The sequence below is a fragment of the Gordonia asplenii genome (genome assembly GCF_012933505.1).
Taxonomy (GTDB): Bacteria; Actinomycetota; Actinomycetes; order Mycobacteriales; family Mycobacteriaceae; genus Gordonia; species Gordonia asplenii.
Genome location: NZ_JABBNB010000015.1, coordinates 1 through 18,470, shown reverse-complemented (window position 1 = coordinate 18,470; position 18,470 = coordinate 1). Strand labels below are relative to the sequence as shown.

At 66.1% G+C, this 18,470-nt stretch carries 20 protein-coding genes; 9 read left to right on the top strand and 11 right to left on the bottom strand.

Annotated elements, in window-relative coordinates:
- The first annotated feature begins 23 nt into the window (after positions 1-23).
- From HH308_RS15280 to HH308_RS15250, 7 genes are all read left to right on the top strand, one after another.
- Positions 24-923 carry a carbon-nitrogen hydrolase family protein gene (locus HH308_RS15280; protein ID WP_170195083.1) on the top strand — a complete coding sequence of 300 codons (900 nt, stop codon included), beginning with the start codon at positions 24-26 and terminating at the stop codon, positions 921-923.
- Entirely contained in the window at positions 916-1,215 is a 300-nt protein-coding gene (locus HH308_RS15275; protein ID WP_170195082.1) for an MSMEG_0570 family nitrogen starvation response protein, read from the top strand. The genes HH308_RS15280 and HH308_RS15275 overlap by 8 nt, the downstream gene beginning before the upstream one ends.
- Before the next feature lie 68 nt (positions 1,216-1,283).
- A complete protein-coding gene (locus tag HH308_RS15270; protein ID WP_170195081.1) occupies positions 1,284-2,585 on the top strand; it encodes an MSMEG_0569 family flavin-dependent oxidoreductase in 1,302 nt (433 codons plus the stop codon).
- A gap of 26 nt (positions 2,586-2,611) precedes the next feature.
- Positions 2,612-3,667, top strand: coding sequence for an MSMEG_0568 family radical SAM protein (locus HH308_RS15265; protein ID WP_170195080.1), 1,056 nt, complete (start codon positions 2,612-2,614; stop codon positions 3,665-3,667).
- Between the two features lies 1 nt (position 3,668).
- Positions 3,669-5,117 carry an MSMEG_0567/sll0787 family protein gene (locus HH308_RS15260; RefSeq protein ID WP_170195079.1) on the top strand — a complete coding sequence of 483 codons (1,449 nt, stop codon included), beginning with the start codon at positions 3,669-3,671 and terminating at the stop codon, positions 5,115-5,117.
- A gap of 58 nt (positions 5,118-5,175) precedes the next feature.
- Positions 5,176-6,027: a carbon-nitrogen hydrolase family protein gene (locus HH308_RS15255; RefSeq protein WP_170195078.1), complete on the top strand. Its 852-nt coding sequence runs from the start codon at positions 5,176-5,178 to the stop codon at positions 6,025-6,027.
- 5 nt (positions 6,028-6,032) lie between these two features.
- A complete protein-coding gene (locus tag HH308_RS15250; protein ID WP_170195192.1) occupies positions 6,033-7,136 on the top strand; it encodes an MSMEG_0565 family glycosyltransferase in 1,104 nt (367 codons plus the stop codon).
- Here HH308_RS15250 and HH308_RS15245 read toward each other — a convergent pair.
- The 7 genes from HH308_RS15245 to HH308_RS15215 all read right to left on the bottom strand — a co-directional run bounded on the left by HH308_RS15245 (position 7,103) and on the right by HH308_RS15215 (position 13,724).
- Positions 7,103-7,486, bottom strand: a complete 384-nt coding sequence (locus tag HH308_RS15245) for a DUF3224 domain-containing protein (protein ID WP_211188530.1) — start codon at positions 7,484-7,486, stop codon at positions 7,103-7,105. The two genes, HH308_RS15250 and HH308_RS15245, sit on opposite strands and share 34 nt — an antisense overlap.
- A 116-nt stretch (positions 7,487-7,602) precedes the next feature.
- On the bottom strand, positions 7,603-8,223 hold the full coding sequence (locus HH308_RS15240) for a TetR/AcrR family transcriptional regulator (RefSeq protein WP_170195191.1): 621 nt from the start codon (positions 8,221-8,223) through the stop codon (positions 7,603-7,605).
- Positions 8,224-8,439: 216 nt separating this feature from the next.
- Positions 8,440-9,669: an oxygenase MpaB family protein gene (locus HH308_RS15235; RefSeq protein ID WP_170195190.1), complete on the bottom strand. Its 1,230-nt coding sequence runs from the start codon at positions 9,667-9,669 to the stop codon at positions 8,440-8,442.
- Positions 9,670-9,790: 121 nt separating this feature from the next.
- Entirely contained in the window at positions 9,791-10,288 is a 498-nt protein-coding gene (locus HH308_RS15230) for a nuclear transport factor 2 family protein (protein WP_170195076.1), read from the bottom strand.
- 84 nt (positions 10,289-10,372) lie between these two features.
- Positions 10,373-11,257: an aldo/keto reductase gene (locus HH308_RS15225; protein ID WP_170195075.1), complete on the bottom strand. Its 885-nt coding sequence runs from the start codon at positions 11,255-11,257 to the stop codon at positions 10,373-10,375.
- Positions 11,254-12,678, bottom strand: a complete 1,425-nt coding sequence (locus tag HH308_RS15220) for an MFS transporter (RefSeq protein WP_312870609.1) — start codon at positions 12,676-12,678, stop codon at positions 11,254-11,256. The genes HH308_RS15225 and HH308_RS15220 overlap by 4 nt, the downstream gene beginning before the upstream one ends.
- Positions 12,675-13,724 carry an alcohol dehydrogenase catalytic domain-containing protein gene (locus tag HH308_RS15215; RefSeq protein ID WP_170195074.1) on the bottom strand — a complete coding sequence of 350 codons (1,050 nt, stop codon included), beginning with the start codon at positions 13,722-13,724 and terminating at the stop codon, positions 12,675-12,677. The genes HH308_RS15220 and HH308_RS15215 overlap by 4 nt, the downstream gene beginning before the upstream one ends.
- Positions 13,725-13,825: 101 nt before the next feature.
- Here HH308_RS15215 and HH308_RS15210 point away from each other — a divergent pair, with 101 nt between their 5' ends.
- The gene (locus HH308_RS15210; protein WP_170195073.1) at positions 13,826-14,725 is read left to right on the top strand and encodes a helix-turn-helix transcriptional regulator; all 900 of its coding nucleotides are present in this window, start codon (positions 13,826-13,828) and stop codon (positions 14,723-14,725) included.
- On the opposite strand, the gene HH308_RS15205 is transcribed toward HH308_RS15210, so the two are convergent.
- The 4 genes from HH308_RS15205 to HH308_RS15190 are packed head-to-tail and all read right to left on the bottom strand — an operon-like array spanning position 14,673 to position 16,599.
- Positions 14,673-15,161 carry a hypothetical protein gene (locus HH308_RS15205; RefSeq protein WP_211188529.1) on the bottom strand — a complete coding sequence of 163 codons (489 nt, stop codon included), beginning with the start codon at positions 15,159-15,161 and terminating at the stop codon, positions 14,673-14,675. The genes HH308_RS15210 and HH308_RS15205 overlap by 53 nt on opposite strands.
- Positions 15,158-15,460, bottom strand: coding sequence for a winged helix-turn-helix domain-containing protein (locus tag HH308_RS15200; protein ID WP_170195072.1), 303 nt, complete (start codon positions 15,458-15,460; stop codon positions 15,158-15,160). The genes HH308_RS15205 and HH308_RS15200 overlap by 4 nt, the downstream gene beginning before the upstream one ends.
- Complete coding sequence (locus HH308_RS15195) at positions 15,457-15,921, bottom strand: hypothetical protein (protein ID WP_170195071.1); 465 nt, start codon at positions 15,919-15,921, stop codon at positions 15,457-15,459. Before HH308_RS15195 ends, HH308_RS15200 begins: the two co-directional genes overlap by 4 nt.
- Before the next feature lie 54 nt (positions 15,922-15,975).
- Positions 15,976-16,599 carry a TetR/AcrR family transcriptional regulator gene (locus HH308_RS15190; protein ID WP_246284632.1) on the bottom strand — a complete coding sequence of 208 codons (624 nt, stop codon included), beginning with the start codon at positions 16,597-16,599 and terminating at the stop codon, positions 15,976-15,978.
- 160 nt (positions 16,600-16,759) lie between these two features.
- Between HH308_RS15190 and HH308_RS15185 the strand changes: the two genes are divergently transcribed.
- Positions 16,760-17,908 carry an FAD-dependent monooxygenase gene (locus HH308_RS15185; protein WP_170195069.1) on the top strand — a complete coding sequence of 383 codons (1,149 nt, stop codon included), beginning with the start codon at positions 16,760-16,762 and terminating at the stop codon, positions 17,906-17,908.
- Positions 17,909-18,470: the final 562 nt, after the last annotated feature.

Genomic DNA, 18,470 nt, shown 5'->3' with positions numbered 1-18,470 from the left:
CAACAGATCACATCGAGGAACGCATGACTACGCTCGGATCGGTCGCGGCCAACTTTACCCGCGACCTCGAACAGAACTACGCGGTGATCACCGACTACGTCGCGCGGGCGCGGGCCGCCGGCGTCGACTTCCTGGTCTTCCCCGAAGCCGCGATCGGCGGCTACCTGTCGTCGCTGGGAAATCATGGTGACACCGTCAAGAACACCAAACGCTCACTGCCACCGGCGATTACGCTCGACGGCCCAGAGATCGCACGAGTTCAGTCGATCATCGGCGACCTGGTGATCGCGATCGGCTTCTGCGAACTCGCCGACGACGGCGAGACCCGCTACAACGCGGCGGCCGTCATCGACGGCGAGCAGATCTACGGCAGCTACCGCAAGGTGCATCAGCCCCTCGGGGAGAACATGTCGTACGCCTCCGGCTCCGACTACGGTGTCTTCGACACTCCGGTAGGCCGCGTCGGGCTGCAGATCTGCTACGACAAAGCATTCCCCGAGGCGGCACGCGTGATGGCGCTGCGGGGAGCGGAGATCATCGCCAGCATGTCGGCGTGGCCGGCGGCCCGCACGGCGACCGCCGAGAACCTCCAGGACGACCGCTGGACGTACCGATTCAACCTCTTCGACACCGCTCGCGCACTGGACAATCAGGTGTTCTGGATCGCGTCGAATCAATCCGGAACCTTCGGCTCGCTACGCTACGTCGGCAACGCGAAAATCGTCGATCCGGGCGGCAACGTCTTGGACACCACCCTGTTGGGCAGCGGCCTCGCCGTCGCCGACGTCGACATCGCGGGCACCTTCACCGCGATGCGGGCGGGCATGTTCCACTTGCGCGACCGGCGGCCCGACGTCTATGCCGAACTGACCGAGCTCGACGCCACCGGAACGGCACCGTGGCGGGACCTCGCTCATGCCTGAGATGACGTTCAGCGTGCGCTGGCCCGACGGCCAAGTGCGGCAGTACTATTCGCCGAGTCTGGTGATGCACGACTTCCTGACGGCGGGCGCGAGCTACACCGTCGAAGACTTCACCGCGCGCTCGACGAAAGCCCTGGCGCAGGCAACCGAGCGAGTACGTGAGAAGTTCGGCTTCGCCTGCACCTCGGCAGCGGCGGCCGCCGACGACATCGTCGACGCCGCGCGTACCTACGGTCCGACGTCGACGGTCGAGGTTCTCGACCTGCGGCCGCCGCTGTCCTCCGCGCGCTGACCTCAATCACCCTGTCCCCCGGGCAATTCCCTAGAAGTTCCTCCGATGCAATTCCTCCTGGAGCCACCATGAGCACCACCGACACCATCCCCCGATCCACCTCCACCGCACACGTCCCGGTCGTCATCGTCGGCGCCGGTCAGGCCGGTCTCTCGGTCAGCTGGTATCTCGGCCGCGCCGGCATCGATCACCTCGTCGTCGAATCGCACACCCCGACCCACGCCTGGGCCGACAAACGTTGGGACAACTTCACCCTCGTCACACCCAACTGGCATTGCCGCCTGCCCGGCTACAGCTACACCGGCGACGATCCGGACGGCTTCATGACCCGCGACGAAGTCGTCGAATGGCTCGACGGCTGGCTGGCGACATTCGACGTCCCGATTCGCACCCGCACCACCGTCACTCGCCTCAAGCGCACCGCGACGGGATTCCTCCTCACGCTCGAATCCGCGGGCGGCAGTGAGGAGATCACCTGCGACCAGGCGATCATCGCCACCGGCGGATACCCGCTGCCGGTACTGCCGCCATACGCTCCGGCGCTGGATAGCGCTGTCGCACAGATTCATTCGGAGGAGTACTTCAACCCCGAGCAGCTCGACGACGGTGCCGTACTCGTCGTCGGCTCCGGCCAATCCGGTACCCAGATCGCCGAGGATCTGCACCTGGCCGGGCGCGAGGTGCACCTCGCGATCGGCAACGCACCGCGGGTCGCACGCTTCTACCGCGGCCGCGACTGCATGACCTGGCTGGCCGACATGGGCGTGTATGACACACCGGCACAACAGTATCCGGGCGGCCGGGCAGCCCAAGAGAAGACGAATCACTACGTCACCGGCCGCGACGGGGGACGTGACGTCGATCTGCGTACCTTCGCCGCGCAGGGAATGAAACTCTACGGACATCTGACGTCGGGCAAGGACGCCGTCCTCACCTTCGCCCCCACGCTCACCGAATCACTCGACGCCGCCGATGCCGTGTACAACTCGATATGCGCCGACATCGACCGCTACATCGACGCCAACGACGTCGCCGCGCCTCCGGCGTCGCGCTACGAGCCCGTGTGGCAACCGCCCGCCGACCCGACGACGCTCGATCTGCTCGACGCCGGGATCACCACCATCATCTGGGCCATCGGCTATCGCCCCGACTATCGATGGCTCGAGGTCAGCGCGTTCGACGGCGGGGGCCGCCCCATCCAAACCCGTGGTGTCACAGAGGTTCCCGGACTCAGCTTCATCGGACTCCCGTGGATGCACACCTGGGGTTCGGGCCGATTCCTCGGGATCGACCACGACGCCCGGCACATCGCCGACACCGTCGTCGCCGCGCTCGGTGACACCCGCCTACGGCTCGCCTCGGGCGAGTAGCGAAGACCCCCGAACGGAGAAGAACGATGACCGCCTCCACCCGTGTCGACCTCGCCCTGCTCGGTATCCGCGGCACGCCTCCGGTCAGCCGGACCGGCGGAGCAGGTCCCAGTGACGACGGCCACCTCGTCATCGATGGACTCAATGCGGCGATTCCCCGAAACCCGCAGAGCCCCTTCGTCTTCGACGGTGATCGAGTACTTCGCGACGGTGCGGACCTCGGCGTCGACGTGCAGCCGATCGCGCGGCCGCAGTTCTACGACCTGACAACCGCCGACGGTGTGCCGTACGAGAAGATCGCTCGCCTTCACGGTCGGAATGTGTTGGCCACCACCGTTGTTCAGACCTGCATTCGCTACCGCGAGGACCAACGGTGCCGCTTCTGCTCGATCGAGGAATCGCTGCGAGCCGACACCACCGTCGCGGTCAAGCGGCCCGAGCAGCTCGCCGAGGTCGCGCGGGCCGCCGTCGCCCTCGACGGCGTCACGCAGATGGTGATGACCACCGGCACGTCCGCCGGTAAAGACCGGGGCGCAAAGCATCTCGCCCGATGTGTCCGCGCGGTGAAGGCGGCCGTGCCGGATTTGCCGATCCAGGTGCAGTGCGAGCCGCCGGCCGATCTCGCGGTGATCACCGACCTGCGCACCGCGGGTGCCGACGCCATCGGCATCCACGTCGAGTCGCTCGACGACCACGTGCGGCGCCGCTGGATGCCGGGCAAATCGTCGGTGCCGCTGAGCGACTACCGAGCGGCCTGGGCCGAAGCCGTCCGAGTCTTCGGCCGCAATCAGGTCTCCACCTACCTGCTGGTGGGTCTCGGTGAAGACGCCGACGAAATGATCACCGCGGCAAAAGAACTCGCCGACACCGGGGTGTACCCCTTCATCGTGCCGTTCCGACCGCAACAGGGCACCCTGGCCGTCGACGTCGATCATGCCGTCGGCCCGGAGCGCGCCGTCGTGGAGAAGATCAGTCGGGAGGTGGCCCACCACCTCCGGCTGATCGGCATGGCGGGTGACGATCAACGAGCAGGATGCGCCGCGTGCGGTGCGTGCAGCATCCTGCAGAACGTCGGAGGATGACATGCTCGACACCCAAACCTGGTCGCCCGCACCGAAAGTCGCCCGGAGTCGCAGCGGTGCGCCGGAGTTGTCCATCCTCGCCGGGACACCGGCGGCCCCGCCGCGCGAATACTTGATCGTCACCGCCGATGATCAGCTGACCTGCGCGTACCGACGGCTGCGGCACACCGAGTTCGTCGAGCGGCAACAACTCTTCGACCACACCGACCTCGACGACGTCGACGCCGACCCACGCACCGTGGTGCTCGTGGCGGTGACCGGCGACGGCACCGCCATCGGCGGGGTCCGGGTGGCCCCGTGCACGCCACTCGACATCGGGTGGTGGTCGGGCAGTCGGCTGGTGGTGACGCCGCGCGCCGCGACATCGGGAGTCGGCGCCGCGCTCATCAACGCGGCGTGCGCCTTCGTCGAGTCGGCGGGTGCGCTCCGATTCGACGCCTGCGTGCAAGATCGGTACGCGGGGCTCTTTCGCTCCCTCGGCTGGGCGGACTGCGGCCCGGGCGAAACCCTCCGCGGTCGTGCGCACCGCCAGGTGCGGTGGCCGATCGGACGCATCCAAGCGACGGTGGATGCAACCAAATCGGTTCTCGCCCAGGCGCTCGCACCGTTGTCTCGCCAACCCGGCGGCCTCGGGCCGGCGGGCTTTCGCGGCGACGACGGTGTCCCCGTCCCCGGCAGTGAGATCGTCGCGGCCTGCGACGCGATCCTGCCGTCGATGGTCGAGCGTGATCCGCGGTGGGCGGGATGGTGCGCGGTGCTGGTCAACCTCAACGATCTCGCCGCGATGGGTGCGCGCCCGGTGGGCCTGCTCGATGCCGTCGGTGCGCCCACCACCGCGCACCTGAGTCGAATCATCGACGGTATCGCGGCAGCCGCACAGGCCTGGCGCACACCGGTTCTCGGCGGTCATACGCAGGTGGGTGTGCCGTCGGCATTGTCGGTCACCGCGCTGGGAACCACCCCGGCGCCGCTGCCCGCCGGTGGTGGGCGGGTTGGCGACGTGGTGTCGCTGACCGCCGACCTCGGCGGATCGTGGCGGCCCGGCTACACCGACCGCCAGTGGGACAGCACCAGCTCCCGGACCAGCGACGAGCTCGTGGCCATGGGATCACTCGTCGCACAGTTGCGACCGCGGGCGGTCAAGGATGTCAGCATGGCCGGTCTGGCGGGAACCCTCGGCATGCTCGCCGAGGCGTCGGGAACGGGCGCCGAGCTCGACGTCGCCGCCATCCCGCGCCCACGCGACGTCACGATGGGTGCGTGGCTGACCTGCTTCCCTGGTTTCGCGATGCTGACCGCCGATCGGGAACCACGGCAACCGCATCGGAGTCCGGCGACCTCCGCCGCGTGCGGGCGACTGACGGCCGACGCCGGTGTACGCCTGCGGTGGCCGGACGGGGCGGTCACCACCGCCGTCGCCTCCACGGTCACCGGACTGGGCACCGCGTGAGCAGTGCCAGCGGCGTGAGCAGTACAGACGGGTCCGCTGATGGGTAGGGTGCGATGACATGGGAACGGTCTACATGGGTGCGCTCGCGGGACATTTCGGCCGTGACGTCGCACGGGGCGTGGAGAAGGCGGTCGGCATCGTCTCCTCGGCGTCGCGCGACGGGATGGATCTGCTCGTCTTCCCCGATGCGACGCTCGGCGGCTACATCGGCGACCTCGCGCATCCCGATCCCGACGATCTGCCACCCGCCATCGACCCCGACGGTCCCGAACTGAGAGCGATCGCAGACGCCGCCGGAGACATGACCGTCTGCATCGGAATCACCGAACAGGACTGCGGTGACCACTACAACACCGCGGTGTGCCTGTCCGGGGACGGTGTGCTCGGCATCCATCGCAAAGTTCATCAACCCGCGGGCGAATCCGCGGCGTACCGGGCGGGTGATCGGTTCGCCGCCTTCGACACTCCGGTCGGAAGGATCGGCATGCTCATCGACTACGACAAGACATTCCCCGAGTCCGCGCGCACCCTCGCCCTCGACGGTGCGACCATCCTGGCCGCCCTCTCCGCTTGGCCGGCCAGTGTGACCGATCGCGCGGCGCGGCTTCCCGCCGACCGCCAGGCCCGGTTGTTCGACCTCTACGACTGCGCGCGGGCCGCGGAGAACCAGGTGTTTCTGGTGTCGTCCAATCTGACCGGCGTGACCGGCTCGCTGCGCTTTCTGGGGCAGGCCAAGGTGGTCGGGCCCGGTGGCGACATTCTGGCGACGACGCGGTCCAAGGGCGGGCTGGCGTCGGCCGAAGTCGACGTCGAAGCCGAAATCGGCCGCGCCCGAAGGGTTCTCAATCACCTCGGTGAGCTGCGCCCGGAGGTGTACCGGCTCGCCGGGCAGGATCAGGTGCGTCGATGACCGGCCTGCGAGTCGCTCTGCTGACCTATTCGACGAAGCCCCGCGGCGGTGTGGTGCACACCCTCAACCTGGCCGAGGCGCTGAGCGAACTGGGAGTGCGAGTCGACGTCTGGTCGCTCGCCCGCGGCGGCGACGCAGGCTTCTTCCGCGACGTCGACGACGCGGTCACGGTGCGGCTCATCCCCTTCCCCGACGTCGACGGTGAGACCGTCACCGATCGCATCGTGCGATCGATCGACGCGATGAGCGCCGCGTTCACCGCCGACGACTACGACATCGTGCATGCGCAGGACTGCATCAGCGCCAACGCCGTCGGTACCTGCATCCGCACGATCCACCACCTCGATCAATTCACGACCCCGGTGCTGGTGGAATGCCACGAGAAGGCGATCGTCAACCCGTACGCCCGAATCTGCGTGTCGCGCGCGGTGGCGCGCGAAGTGGAAGCCGGGTGGGGACTGACTCCCACGGTCATCCCCAATGGTGTTGAGTATCAACGTTTCTCGGACGCAGCGTCGGGTGACGCGAACGCCGTTGCCGCCCGGCGCCGCTGGCACGACGAGTTCGGTCCCTTCGTGCTGGCCGTCGGCGGCATCGAACCGCGCAAAGGCAGCATCGACCTGGTGCGGGCGTATGCCGTTGCGCGCCAACAGTATCCAGACGTGAAACTCGTCTTCGGCGGCGGGGAGACGCTGTTCGACTATCGGGACTACCGGGCGGAGTTCGACCGGGTCGCCGCCGAACTGGAGGTGCAGCCGATCGTCCTCGGTGCGCTGCGCGATGCCGACGTCGCCTCGGTGATCGCCGCGTGTGACGTGTTCGCCTTCCCGTCGACCAAGGAGGGCTTCGGCCTTGCCGCCATGGAAGCCCTGGCGGCGGGCAGACCGGTCGTCGCACGCGAATTGCCCATTCTGCGTGAGGTTTTCGGCGATGCCGTGGCCTACGGAGCCGACCCCGAGGCGCTCGCCGCCGGGCTGTGCGAGGCGCTGGGCGGTGCCGCGAGCCGCGCCGAACGCGGGCGGGCGCTGGCGAAATCCCTCACCTGGGAGGCTGCCGCCCGTGCCCATCTGGCGTTCTACGCGGACAACGTGCTCTCGTCGACCGAATAGTCGAGGCGGAGGTGATGCGTCCCATCGGCGTCGATGGTGATCGTCCCGGTACCGGTGATTCCGCGCAACTCAGCGGTGCCGCTGCCCGGGACGATCACCAGCATCTCCAGGCTGCGATCGGTCCCCGACGTCGTGGCACTGTGTGCGATGTTGCAGGTGCCGCGGCGTCCGTCGATAGTTCCGTCGAACGATTCGAGCGCCACGTAGGTGCCGCCGACGGTCTCACCGTAGGCGTAGACGAAGAGGGTCTCGGCGTAACCGTCGATCGCGCCGTCGAATTCCTTGCGCATCAGAGCGAAGCCGGTCGGCGTGCCGGTCGTCACCGATGATTCGTATGCTTGCGGAGTCATCTCCGCGACACTGAAAGTTCCAGCGGCGCAGTATGTTACGGGTATCGTTTCCATTCCCCCACGCTATCGCGGGGCGTCGCGGCGAGGCTTGAACATTCGCGACAGATCGCGGGCGGTCAGCGTCCGGCGAGCAGTGGTACCAGAGCCCAGCGAGCCAGATCGGCGAGCTGCTCGTCGTCGTCGAGATCCACGACGCGGCTGGGGATGGCGAGAAACGACGCCGAGACCCGCACCATCATCTCCGCGACGAGGTCGACGTCGACGTCGGGTGCGACGTGTCCGGCGGTCTGCTCGCGCCGAAGTTGGCCGGCGACGAATTGCCGGACCACCGACACCATTTCTCCGCCGTCGCCGATCATCGAGCTCGCCAATAAGTGAGGATCGACGGACAGTAATCCACCCAGTACCGGATTGTTACGCATCGCCCGAAGGGAACTCACGAATCCGAGGACCACTCGATCGGCAACCGTCTCGGCTCGCCGGATATCGACGAGAAACTGCGCGAAATAGTTCCGGAACTCGCGCGCCGTCACCGCCTCCACCAATGCGTCCTTCGTGGGAAAGCGACGATAGATGGTTATTCGCGCGACATTGGCCCGACGCGCCACATCTTCCATCGTCGAATGCCGCACGCCGATCTGCCCGAACTGTTCGCTTGCGGCGTCGACGATGCGCTTACGCAGCCGGTCGTCGGCGTCGGAGCCGCTCATCACGTCGGTGAGTACACGGGCGAGCATCGCCGCCGATCCCGGCGCCTGGGCGTCGACGCCCGTCGTGGACTCCACCGGGTACCTCCTCGTCGGTCCAGCATCTGTGTGTGATCCAGCGGCGACTCGCCGCGAACCTCACCAAGGACCGTACCCCGACGACCCCACGTCGAGCCGATTGAGCCAGTCCTGAATCATCAAGTAGAACGCCATTGTCTTCTCCTGAAATCGACGGTGAGTGGGTACTCAGAATTTCCGGTTCATAGTCGGAATCTCGATGCTGATCGGCATGCGCAGTTCCGACATGTACCAGAGCACGAACTGCCGGAGGAATTCGTCGAACAACCAATAGGCGTTGTCGGTCGGCGGAATCGCGCCGAGAACACCTTCGCGGACGGCGATGTAGGGCCCCCAGCTGACTTCGAGCAGCGGACTCCAGACCGGTTCGCGGGGAATGTCGATCCAGTCGGCGATGCGGTCACCGAGAATGAACCGGGTGAACGCGCCGAGGATCGGCTTCGACAGCAGGGTCAGGTCGAGGTCGTTGCCGAGTTTCAACAACTCCTGCGCCAAGGCCTTGCCTTCCCGCGTCGGCGCGAGAACCGGCGTGAGGACCTTGCGCTTTTGAATGTCGGCCTGTCTCCACGACGCCGGAATGTACTCGTCGCGGATGCCCAGCAGGTGCCCGCAGACCTGCCAGGTGTGCAGGTAGCCGACCGATTCGTCGGCCGGCGTCGGCACACCCCACCGCAGCATGTTCTGCATGATCGTCGTCGGCAGGCTGTGCCAGGTGATCATCAGATCTTCCTGGCTGATCGGGACGGCGTTGGCCGGCCAATACGGCGCCTGCGGCAGGAGATGACGCACGGCCGCGTGGATCATCCGGGTCTTCACGCAGGTCACGATCATCTCGCCGCCGGGCCCGTAGGCGTTGACGGTGCCGATGTCGTATCCGAGCTTGGCGGTCTTCGCGATCCGGTCTTTGAAGTACTTGCCGCCCTGCGAGTAGTACACCGCCCGCGCCTCGTGCGGGATCACCGTCGACATCATGCCGCTCGCGAAGGCATACAGCGCGGAGATGATCGTCCCGTGCTTCTTCGTGTACTCGAAGCCGGCGGCCAGCTTGCCCTGGTCGGTCCACGGCGGCAGCACGCGTGCGTACTCGATGAAATCGCGCAGTTCGTTCGGCAGACCGGCCGGCAGCTGCTGATCGTTGCGTACCCAACTCCTCAGTGCCGCATTGATTCTCGGCACATCGTGGTGCTCGATGACATTCGCGATCACCGGGTCGGCTTCCGGATCCCACCTGGTGCGCGGGTCCTTTCCGGATCCGGATCCGGCGACCGATCCGGCCGGCGACCACGTCCACGGTTTGGCGCGGGCCGGTGGCGCGAGCAGCGACAGCGCGCCCACCGAGCCGAGCACTCCCCCACCGAGCTTCAGCGCGTCGCGCCTGCTGACTGCGCTGTGATCCATCATGTGTCCCCTTCGTTCCGGAGATACAAACTAACGCTGTTTGTACCTTCGTATCTCAGGTAAGCACGACGAACGATCCGGAACCAGAGGTTCCGGCAGAGTTGATACGCGCGTATCTCGGCTAGAAGCGTCCCATCCGGTCGAACCACGTCGCGGCTTCGTCGGTGATGGTGCCGAGTTCGCGCGCCCGCAGACACCAGCCCTTGGCCGATTCCAGGAACTTCATCGGGTTGTAGATGTCCTCCTCCTTCGCCCATCGGCCGTCACCGCCGTAGGTCAGGATGGTGATGTTGGTGGCGGAGTGCACCGAACCGTCGCCGGGGTCGCGCAACGGATTGTCGATCTCACAGATCACCCGAGCGGTGTCCTCGTCGATGACATGCCACAGCGACGGAAACGACGTCATGTGATTTCCGGGGAAGCGGCTCATCGTCTTCTTGATCCACGGTCGGATCTCCTCGCGACCACCGAAGTTGCCCATCGCATGTTCGACATACTCGGCGTCGATCGCGAACTGGTCTGCCCACTGATCCCAATCATGAGTCACCGCAGCGGTATTCGCGCGATCTTCGAAAAGCTGGAACTCGGCCTCGAGTTCGGCTCGACTGAACTGTCCCACGGTGGAACCCTCCTCGGGCAGACGCACGGTATCACCGGGAACTGTAACACGTTCTAGTTCGACGCCGGGCTGTTCGACGCCGCCCTACGCCTCGGGGATTTCCCGACCGAAGGTTTCCAGCGTGATCTGCTCAGGTTCCGGACCGCCCCGGCTGCCGGTGTCGAGCGCATCGATCTGCGCCAATTCTCCTTCGCTCAGCTCGAAGTCGAAGATGTCGAAGTTCTGCGCGATGCGAGCGGGCGTCACCGACTTCGGGATCGCCTGGCGCCCCTGTTGCAGGTGCCACCTGAGCATCACCTGGGCCGCGGACTTCCCGTGTGCGGCGGCGATCGCGCCGATGACCGGGTCGGTCAGCGTCGACGAGTGCCCACTGTCGCGATAGAAGGTGATTCCGCCGATCGGTGACCATGCCTGCGACACGACGCCGTGCGCGGCGTCGGCGTCGAGCACCGCGGTCTGCCGGAAGTAGGGGTGCACCTCTATCTGGTTCACTGCGGGCACGACCGACGTGGCGTCGAGGAGGTTTCGCAAGTGATCCGGCATGAAGTTGCTGACGCCGATGGCTCGCACGCGCCCATCGGCGAGAAGCGTTTCCAGCGCGCGGTAGGCGCCGACGGTCAGATCGAATCGGCTCGGCAGCGCCTGGTGCAGGATCAGCAGATCGATGTGCTCGATGCCCAGCTTTCCCGCACTTTTGTCGAACGCGTGCAGCGTGGCGTCGTAGCCGAAATCGCTGATCCACACTTTGGTCTCGACGAAGATCTCGTCGCGATCCAACGACGACCGTCGTAACGCCTCGCCTACCTCGCGCTCGTTGAAATAGGCTGCGGCGGTGTCGATATGGCGGTAGCCGACATCGAGCGCGGTGGTGACCGCGTCGATGGTCTCCTGCGGCGGAGTCTGAAAGACACCGAAGCCCAAGGCGGGCATGGTGATTCCGCTGTTGAGGGTGATGGTGGGAACAGTCATCGCACTACTCCTTCGGGTTGGTTGCGTTGTGCGGGAACGATCACGACCGCGACGATCACGGTCGCGACGAGCAATAGGACGGCGCTGCCGGACAGAGCTGCCGACACCTGGGCGACGACACCGTCGGGCGTGGAGAGTCCGCCGATCCCGGACGAAATCGCCACCAGCACAGCGAGTCCCATCGCGGAACCCAGTTGGTGTGCGGTGTTCACCACGCCCGACGCGGCACCGGCGTCGTCGGGCGACACACGTGCGATGCCCGCACCGGTCATCGGTGCGAAAGCGAGCCCCTGGCCGATGCCGATCAAGACCATCGGGGCGGCGACGGACAGCAGATAGGAGTCGTCGAGGGACGCGCGGCTCAACCAGGCCATGCCCGCCAGCGTGACGAAAGTTCCCGCGAGTAGCAAGGTTCCCGTCGAGTAGCGGCGGGCCAGTCGTGGAATGGTCAGCGCCACAGCGAAGTTGACGGCGGTCATCGGGAGAAAGCCCAGCCCCGCCTGAAATGGCGTGAAGCCCAACGCGTCCTGCATCAATTGGGTCGTGAAGTAGAAGAAGCCCATCATCGCGCCGAGATACAGGAAACGCACCGCATACGCTCCGCTGCGCTCTCGGCTCGCGAACAGGCGCAGCGGCATGATCGGTTGGTCGGCACGACTCTCGTTGATCGCCAACAGCACGAGGAGGAGCACACCGACGGTCAGCGATCCGACTACTCGCGACGAACCCCAGCCGGTCTCCGACGATGTGATCACACCGTAGACGAGGGACCCGACGCCGAGCGTCGACACCACTGCGCCGACCGCGTCGAATCGTCCTGTCCGACGGTCGGTTTCGGCCAGAATCCGGTGTGCGGCGACCATCATCGCCACGGCGATCGGGACGTTGATCAGAAACGCCGCGCGCCACGACAGCCATTCGGTGACGGCGCCTCCGATCAACAGCCCTGCGCTCGCGCCGATGCCGGCGGCCGCGGCGTACCACGCGACGGCTCGCCTGCGCGCTTCGCCGTGAAAGTAGGTGGTGATCAACGCCAGCGACGTCGGCGCGACGATGGCCGCTCCGACGCCCTGGAGGGCCCGCGCCGCGATCATCCACCAGGCCGACGGTGCGACGCCGACCAGCAGTGAGGCCGCGCCGAAGATCGCCAAGCCGACGATGAACAGTCGACGACGACCGACGATGTCGCCGGCCCGTGCGGCCAACAGGAGCAGACCGCCGAACACCAGCACGTAGGAGTCTTGTACCCACGACAACTGCGCCGCCGAAAGTCCCAGTCCCGCACGGATACTCGGCAGACCGGTGAAGATCACCGAATTGTCCAGCAACACCATGAAATAGCCGACGAGAATGATGGCGAGGATCGCACCGGCCTTTGCCGGTGAGGCCGACGTCGTCGGCGCACGCAGATCGGTCGTCACGGTCGTACTGCCACCTTCAGTGCCTCGCGCGCATCCATCGCTGCATAGCCGGCCGGCGTGTCATCCAGGGAGACAACAGAATCGAATACCCGACCGGGATTCACCGATCCGTCGAGCACCGCCGGCAGCAGACGTTCGATGTAGGCGCGCACCGGAGCGGGGCCACCGGTCAGGGTGATGTTCGGGCCGAACAGCGTCGCGAAACCGACTGGCGCATCGGCGTATTGGGGTACCCCGACGCGGCTGATGACGCCACCGGGGCGGACGACACCGAGGGCCTGATCATAGGCGGGACGATGTCCGACGGCCTCCAAGACGATCTCGCTTCCCAGACCGCCGGTCAGTTCGACGACCTCGGCGATACCCTCGTCACCGCGTTCTTCGACGACGTCGGTGGCGCCGAACACGCGACCCAGATCGGTGCGGTCGCGGTGGCGTCCCATCAGCACGATCCGTTGTGCACCAAGCTGTTTCGCCGACAGCACCGCGAGCAGACCGACGGCGCCGTCGCCGATCACCGTGACGGTGCTGCCCGGCTGGACGCGGCCCTGTACCGCGGCGTGCCAGCCGGTGCCGTAGACGTCGGAGAGCGTGAGCAGTGAGTGCAGCAGGGCGTCGTCGGCGGACTCGTCGACCGGGACGGGCACGAGAGTGCCGTCGGCGAAGGGAACGCGGACCGCTTCGGCCTGTCCACCGGCCGAGCCGAGGTGCGCGTCGTTCCAGAATCCGCCGATGCGGCACGACGTCTGCAGGCCGGCGCGGCAGAACTCGCACTCACCGCAGGAGACTGCGAAGGGTGCGATCACGAAGTCGCCGACCTGCAGCGTCGACACGTCGGAGCCGATCTCCTCGACGACGCCGATGAACTCGTGACCCATCGTCGAGCCGCCCGGGGTCGGGGGCATCGAATGGTAGGGATGAAGGTCGCTGCCGCAGACACAGGCGCGGACCACGCGCACCAGGGCATCGGTGGGAAGTTCGATGGTCGGATCGGTCGCTTCGATGACGCGGACGTCGCCCGCACCGTACATGTAGGTTGCTCGCATGCCTTCTACTTCACTCCTCCGGCGTCGAGCTGGGGAGTGACGATCGTTCGGGGTATTGGCGGTACCTCCCTTCGTCGGTGCGCGGGGCCTACCGTGGAGTGATGGGTTCAGCGAATCTACGTGCGGAGATCCGCGAGTTTCTGAGTACACGGCGTGCCCGCATCACTCCGGATCAAGCGGGATTGCCCGCATACGGCGGCAACCGCCGGGTCAAGGGACTGCGCCGCGAGGAAGTCGCGATGCTGGCCGGCATGTCGGTCGACTACTACATCCGGCTCGAGCGAGGCAGTCTGTCCGGGGCGTCGGACAGCATGCTGGACTCGCTCGCCGCGGCGCTGCAGCTGGACGAGGCCGAGCGCGACCATCTGTCGTCGTTGGCGCGAGCGTCGAATGAGCATGGTCGACGCCGCACGCGTGCTACCGCGCAGACGGTGCGCCCCGCGGTCCAGCAGATACTCGACGCGATCCCGGACGCCCCGGCCTGGGTACGCAACGGCCGCCACGACATCCTCGCGATGAACGATCTCGCGCGTGCCCTGTATGTACCGGTGTTCGACGACCCGCGGCGCCCGGCGAATACGACACGGTTCATCTACCTCTACCCGGAGCGGGCCCGCGAACTATTCGTCGATTACGACCACATCGCCGCCGACGCCGCGTCGTTTCTGCGAATGGAGGCCGGCCGCAATCCCAACGACAAGGCCCTCATCGAGCTGGTCGGTGAATTATCCACGCGCAGTGAGCTTTTCCGTCAGCGTTGGGCGTCGCACGATGTGCGCTTCCATCGCAGCGGTCGAAAGCGGTTGCGCCACCCCGCCGTCGGGCAGCTGGATCTGGACTTCGAGGCGTTGCAACTTCCGTCGGAGCCGGGACTGCAACTCAACATCTACACCGCCGCAGCGGGTACACCCGCCGCGGACGGACTGAAACTGTTGGCGTCGTGGGTGGCTAGTCAGCGGGCGGAGCTGGGGATGGCTGTGGAGAACGAAGTTCGGGGCTGAGTTCAGGTGGTGTGATGAGTAGGCGCACCCCGCCGCGTGCGAGCATCAGCACCACGATCAGACCGTTGACCGACCAAAAGCCGCCGAGGTGCACGCGGTCACCGAACAGCAGGTGCGTCAGTTCGATCACCAAGAACTTGCTGCCCACCAGCACCAGCCACAGCGTGACCGCGGCGCCCACGCGGCCCGCCCGCGACGAAGCCGCCCGGAAGTTCCGCTTCAGGCGGGTCTTCGCGGACACGATCAGTTCCAGGACGAACTTGAGCAGGATCGCGGTGAACAACGACAGCGTGAAAGTCTCGCTGATGAGTTGCGGCACATACTGAATCGCGAGATTGAGCACGACCGTGTACACGAACACGTCGACGATGTGGCCGGGTAGGTCGGTATGTAATCGCTCCAGATACGTCGAACGATCATCCGGCAGGTTTGTCATCGGGTGGGCGCGCTCTGCGACACGATCTCCTGCAGCGCCGCCAGGTGTCCGGCGAGTGCCTGCCGGCCCTTGTCGGTGAGCTGTGCCCGCACTGTTCGACGTCGCCCCGTCGCCTGCCGCTCGGTGGTGAGATAGCCGGCGTCCTCTAGGGTCGAAAGTTGTTTGGACAGAGCCGAATCGGACAGGCCGAGCCGCTCGCGGAGGAATGCGAACTCGGCCCAGTCGGCCGCCGAGAGCGTCGCCATCAGCGACAATCTGGTGCTCGGATGAATCAACTCATCGAATCCGTCGGGTGTCACGCGTGCGCCAGACGTCGTGCGGCGGAGAAGATCTCGGGCCCACCGAATCCGACGACGGCTCCGACGATCACCGCTGCCCACGACGCCGAGTGAGCGGCGCCGTCGGCGCCGAGCGCGAATCCGGCGGCGATCGTCAGGGCAACCATCACCAGGAGGATCCCGGTCACGATCAGCGGGATCTTGCGGCTGGCGGTTTCCCGGCTGAGCTGAATGCCCGACGTCCGGTGCCGACCGTCGAGCAGTCGGGTCGCCAGGAGGGCGTGACCGAACGAGAAGGCGATGGTCGCGACGGTGGTGACCCACGACGGGGTGAAGTCGGCGAGGAGGCCGAGCACTACCCAACCGGCAGCCATTCCCCACCAATAGCCGCGGGGGAGCCCCACCTCGTCGGCGACACTGCGTTGTGCGCGCCTGGCTGCGTCGAGAGCGCTGCGCGCCTGGTCATGATCGATACCGGACATTGTTTCCCTCACTTTCCTTGGTGGAAAGTAGTCTCTACTTTCCTGCTTGGAAAGTCAAGACTCATGGGATTGCTCGACCAGTACCGCGACGCCGTCGAGGATTCGCGAGAGGCCGAAGTCGAAGGCGTTGTCCCGGCCCGCGCGGTCCGGGTCGCTGAACACGCTGGCGACATGTCGGAACGAATCCGGTTGCTGTGTAAGGATTTTGGCCATCAGGGCGGCTATCTCAGTCTCGGTTGCCTGCGACTGCGTGTGCTGTGCGGTCAACATGCGGACATGCGCCGTGACGAGAACGATGGTGTCGAGCCTTGCCGGGCCTGGCAGCGTCGTCGTCGCCAATGTGCCGAGTCCCGCCTCGAGCCAGGACAACTCGTTGGGTCCGTACACCCGGACGCCGTTGGCGACGTCGAAGATCCACGGGTGAGCAGCGCTCCTCGCGTACATCTTCCGGGCGAAGTCGGCGAGCCCGTCGCGCCAGCCGATTGTGCTCAGGTCCGGCGCGCCACCGATGGCGCGGTCGAGCATGACCGCGAGCAACTCGTCGCGACCGGGGACGTACCGGTAGATCGCCATCTTGGTCGCGCCGAGGGCGGCGGCGACCTTCTGCATGGTCACACCCGCGACACCCTCACGGTCGGCGATGTCGATGCCGGTCTCGACGATCGCGTCGAGCGTCATCGATGGTCGGGGGCCTCGTCGCGGCGCCCGAGGAGTGCCCCACAAGAGTTCGTGCGTCCTGGCGTGGTCGGGCATCGACTCCTCCGTCGGGTGGTTGCGCAGTCATTGTTCTCGACTTACTCTAAACCGTGTCCTACAGACACAGTTTAGGGGAGAAGCAATGAAGATCCTGATTTCCGGGGCGAGCATCGCGGGTCCGGCGTTGGCCCTGAGCCTGGGGCGCTATGGGCACGACGTCACGGTCGTCGAACTCGCCGCGGGTTTGCGACCCGGAGGTCAGGCCGTCGACTTCAAGGGAGCCGTTCACGACCGCGTGCTACGCGAGTTGGGTATTCGCGACGAGGTGTACGCAAGGCAAACGGGCAAGACCGATCTGGAGATCGTCGACGCTCGAGGTCGCAAGAAGGCGGTGATTCCGGGCGAGTTCATCGGCGGCGACGTCGAGATCGCGCGGGGAGATCTGGCGGCAATTCTGTATGAGCGGACCAAAGATACGACGCGTTATATATTCGATGACCGAATCACCGAGCTCGCTCAGCGCGATGACCGGGTGGATGTGGTGTTCGCGCGGTCGGCTGCGGAGTCGTTCGACTTGATCGTCGGTGCTGACGGAATTCATTCTGCGGTGCGGCGCTTGGCTTTTGGCCCAGAGGTGGAGTTCGTCGAGTTCCTCGGGTACTACTACGCGGTGGTCGGCGCGAGTGAGCACAGCGACCAGCGCGCGCACGGCATCGGCTACAACGAGCCGGGGCGGCTGGTGTGGACCGGTGGTCAGAAGGCCGCGCAGTTGTACGTGTTCGCCTCGTCGGAGCGAGGCCACGACCGTGATGATGAGGTGAAGCAGCGAGAGCTGTTGCGGCACAACTTCGCCGGGGCCGGATGGCGGGTTCCCGAATTGTTGGAGCAGATGTCTGCGACGCCCGAGTTCTATCTCGACTCGTTCGGTCGGGTCACCATGGACGGCTATACGCGCGGGCGAGTGGCGTTGGTCGGCGACTCCGCCTACGGAAACACGCTGGGCGGCTTCGGAACCGGGTTGGCGATAGTCGGTGCGTATGTGCTGGCGGGCGAACTGGCTCGAGCGGACGGTGATCATCGGGTGGCGTTCGCGTGCTACGACGACCTGATGCGCCGGTACTCCAAGGTGATCCGCAAGGCAAGCGCCGGGCCGTTCCTGGCGCCGGCATCGAAAGCACGAATCACCTTGCGCAACTGGACCTTCAAGGCATCGCCATTGTTCCTGTTGATGATGAAGCTGACAGATCGGTTCGCGACAGACATCGAACTGCCACCGTATCCGAGTGCGTGACGATCGGGCGCCGCGACGCCGGACTTCGGGTGCGCAACCTATCGCTCGGCGGGTGCGCAACCCATCGCTCCGCGGGTGCGCAACCTTCTGCTCCCCGAGCGCTGTTGTTGTTGGTCGCGCCGCAACCGTCCGCTCCCCGGGTGCCGTCCACGTTGTCGGTCGCGTCGTACGCCTCCGCTCCCCGAGTGCCGAAGCGAGGAACGAGCTTCGGTGTAACGAGGGGGCTGGTGACCCGAAAAGCCCACAGGGGAACGGGGATTCGGCGACGTGCATCGTTTCCCGAATGCTGTCGACGTCGGTCGTGCCGCAACCTTCTCTGCTCCCCGAGTGCCGAAGCGAGGCACGAGCTTCGGTGTAACGAGGGGACTGGTGAGCCGAAAAGCAGACCGGGGGAACCGGCTTTCGGAGACGCTGAGCGTTCCTGCCCCCGGAGTGCAATTGACGTCGGTCGCGTCGCAATCTTCTGCTCCCCGAGTGCCGAAGCGAGGAACGAGCTTCGGTGTAACGAGGGGGCTGGTGACCCGAAAGCCTAACGGGGGAACGGGGATTCGGCGACGCGCAT

Bases quoted from the DNA above. Each gene is read 5' to 3' on its own strand.
- HH308_RS15280 (WP_170195083.1), top strand. From the start codon at position 24: ATGACTACGCTCGGATCGGTCGCGGCCAACTTTACCCGCGACCTCGAA.
- HH308_RS15190 (WP_246284632.1), bottom strand. From the start codon at position 16,599: ATGACGCTCGACGCGATCGTCGAGACCGGCATCGACATCGCCGACCGT.
- HH308_RS15270 (WP_170195081.1), top strand. From the start codon at position 1,284: ATGAGCACCACCGACACCATCCCCCGATCCACCTCCACCGCACACGTC.
- HH308_RS15235 (WP_170195190.1), bottom strand. From the start codon at position 9,669: ATGGATCACAGCGCAGTCAGCAGGCGCGACGCGCTGAAGCTCGGTGGG.
- HH308_RS15195 (WP_170195071.1), bottom strand. From the start codon at position 15,921: ATGTCCGGTATCGATCATGACCAGGCGCGCAGCGCTCTCGACGCAGCC.
- HH308_RS15225 (WP_170195075.1), bottom strand. From the start codon at position 11,257: ATGACTGTTCCCACCATCACCCTCAACAGCGGAATCACCATGCCCGCC.
- HH308_RS15245 (WP_211188530.1), bottom strand. From the start codon at position 7,486: ATGACTCCGCAAGCATACGAATCATCGGTGACGACCGGCACGCCGACC.
- HH308_RS15260 (WP_170195079.1), top strand. From the start codon at position 3,669: ATGCTCGACACCCAAACCTGGTCGCCCGCACCGAAAGTCGCCCGGAGT.
- HH308_RS15265 (WP_170195080.1), top strand. From the start codon at position 2,612: ATGACCGCCTCCACCCGTGTCGACCTCGCCCTGCTCGGTATCCGCGGC.
- HH308_RS15205 (WP_211188529.1), bottom strand. From the start codon at position 15,161: ATGACAAACCTGCCGGATGATCGTTCGACGTATCTGGAGCGATTACAT.
- HH308_RS15275 (WP_170195082.1), top strand. From the start codon at position 916: ATGCCTGAGATGACGTTCAGCGTGCGCTGGCCCGACGGCCAAGTGCGG.
- HH308_RS15255 (WP_170195078.1), top strand. From the start codon at position 5,176: ATGGGAACGGTCTACATGGGTGCGCTCGCGGGACATTTCGGCCGTGAC.
- HH308_RS15240 (WP_170195191.1), bottom strand. From the start codon at position 8,223: ATGCTCGCCCGTGTACTCACCGACGTGATGAGCGGCTCCGACGCCGAC.
- HH308_RS15215 (WP_170195074.1), bottom strand. From the start codon at position 13,724: ATGCGAGCAACCTACATGTACGGTGCGGGCGACGTCCGCGTCATCGAA.
- HH308_RS15210 (WP_170195073.1), top strand. From the start codon at position 13,826: ATGGGTTCAGCGAATCTACGTGCGGAGATCCGCGAGTTTCTGAGTACA.
- HH308_RS15185 (WP_170195069.1), top strand. From the start codon at position 16,760: ATGAAGATCCTGATTTCCGGGGCGAGCATCGCGGGTCCGGCGTTGGCC.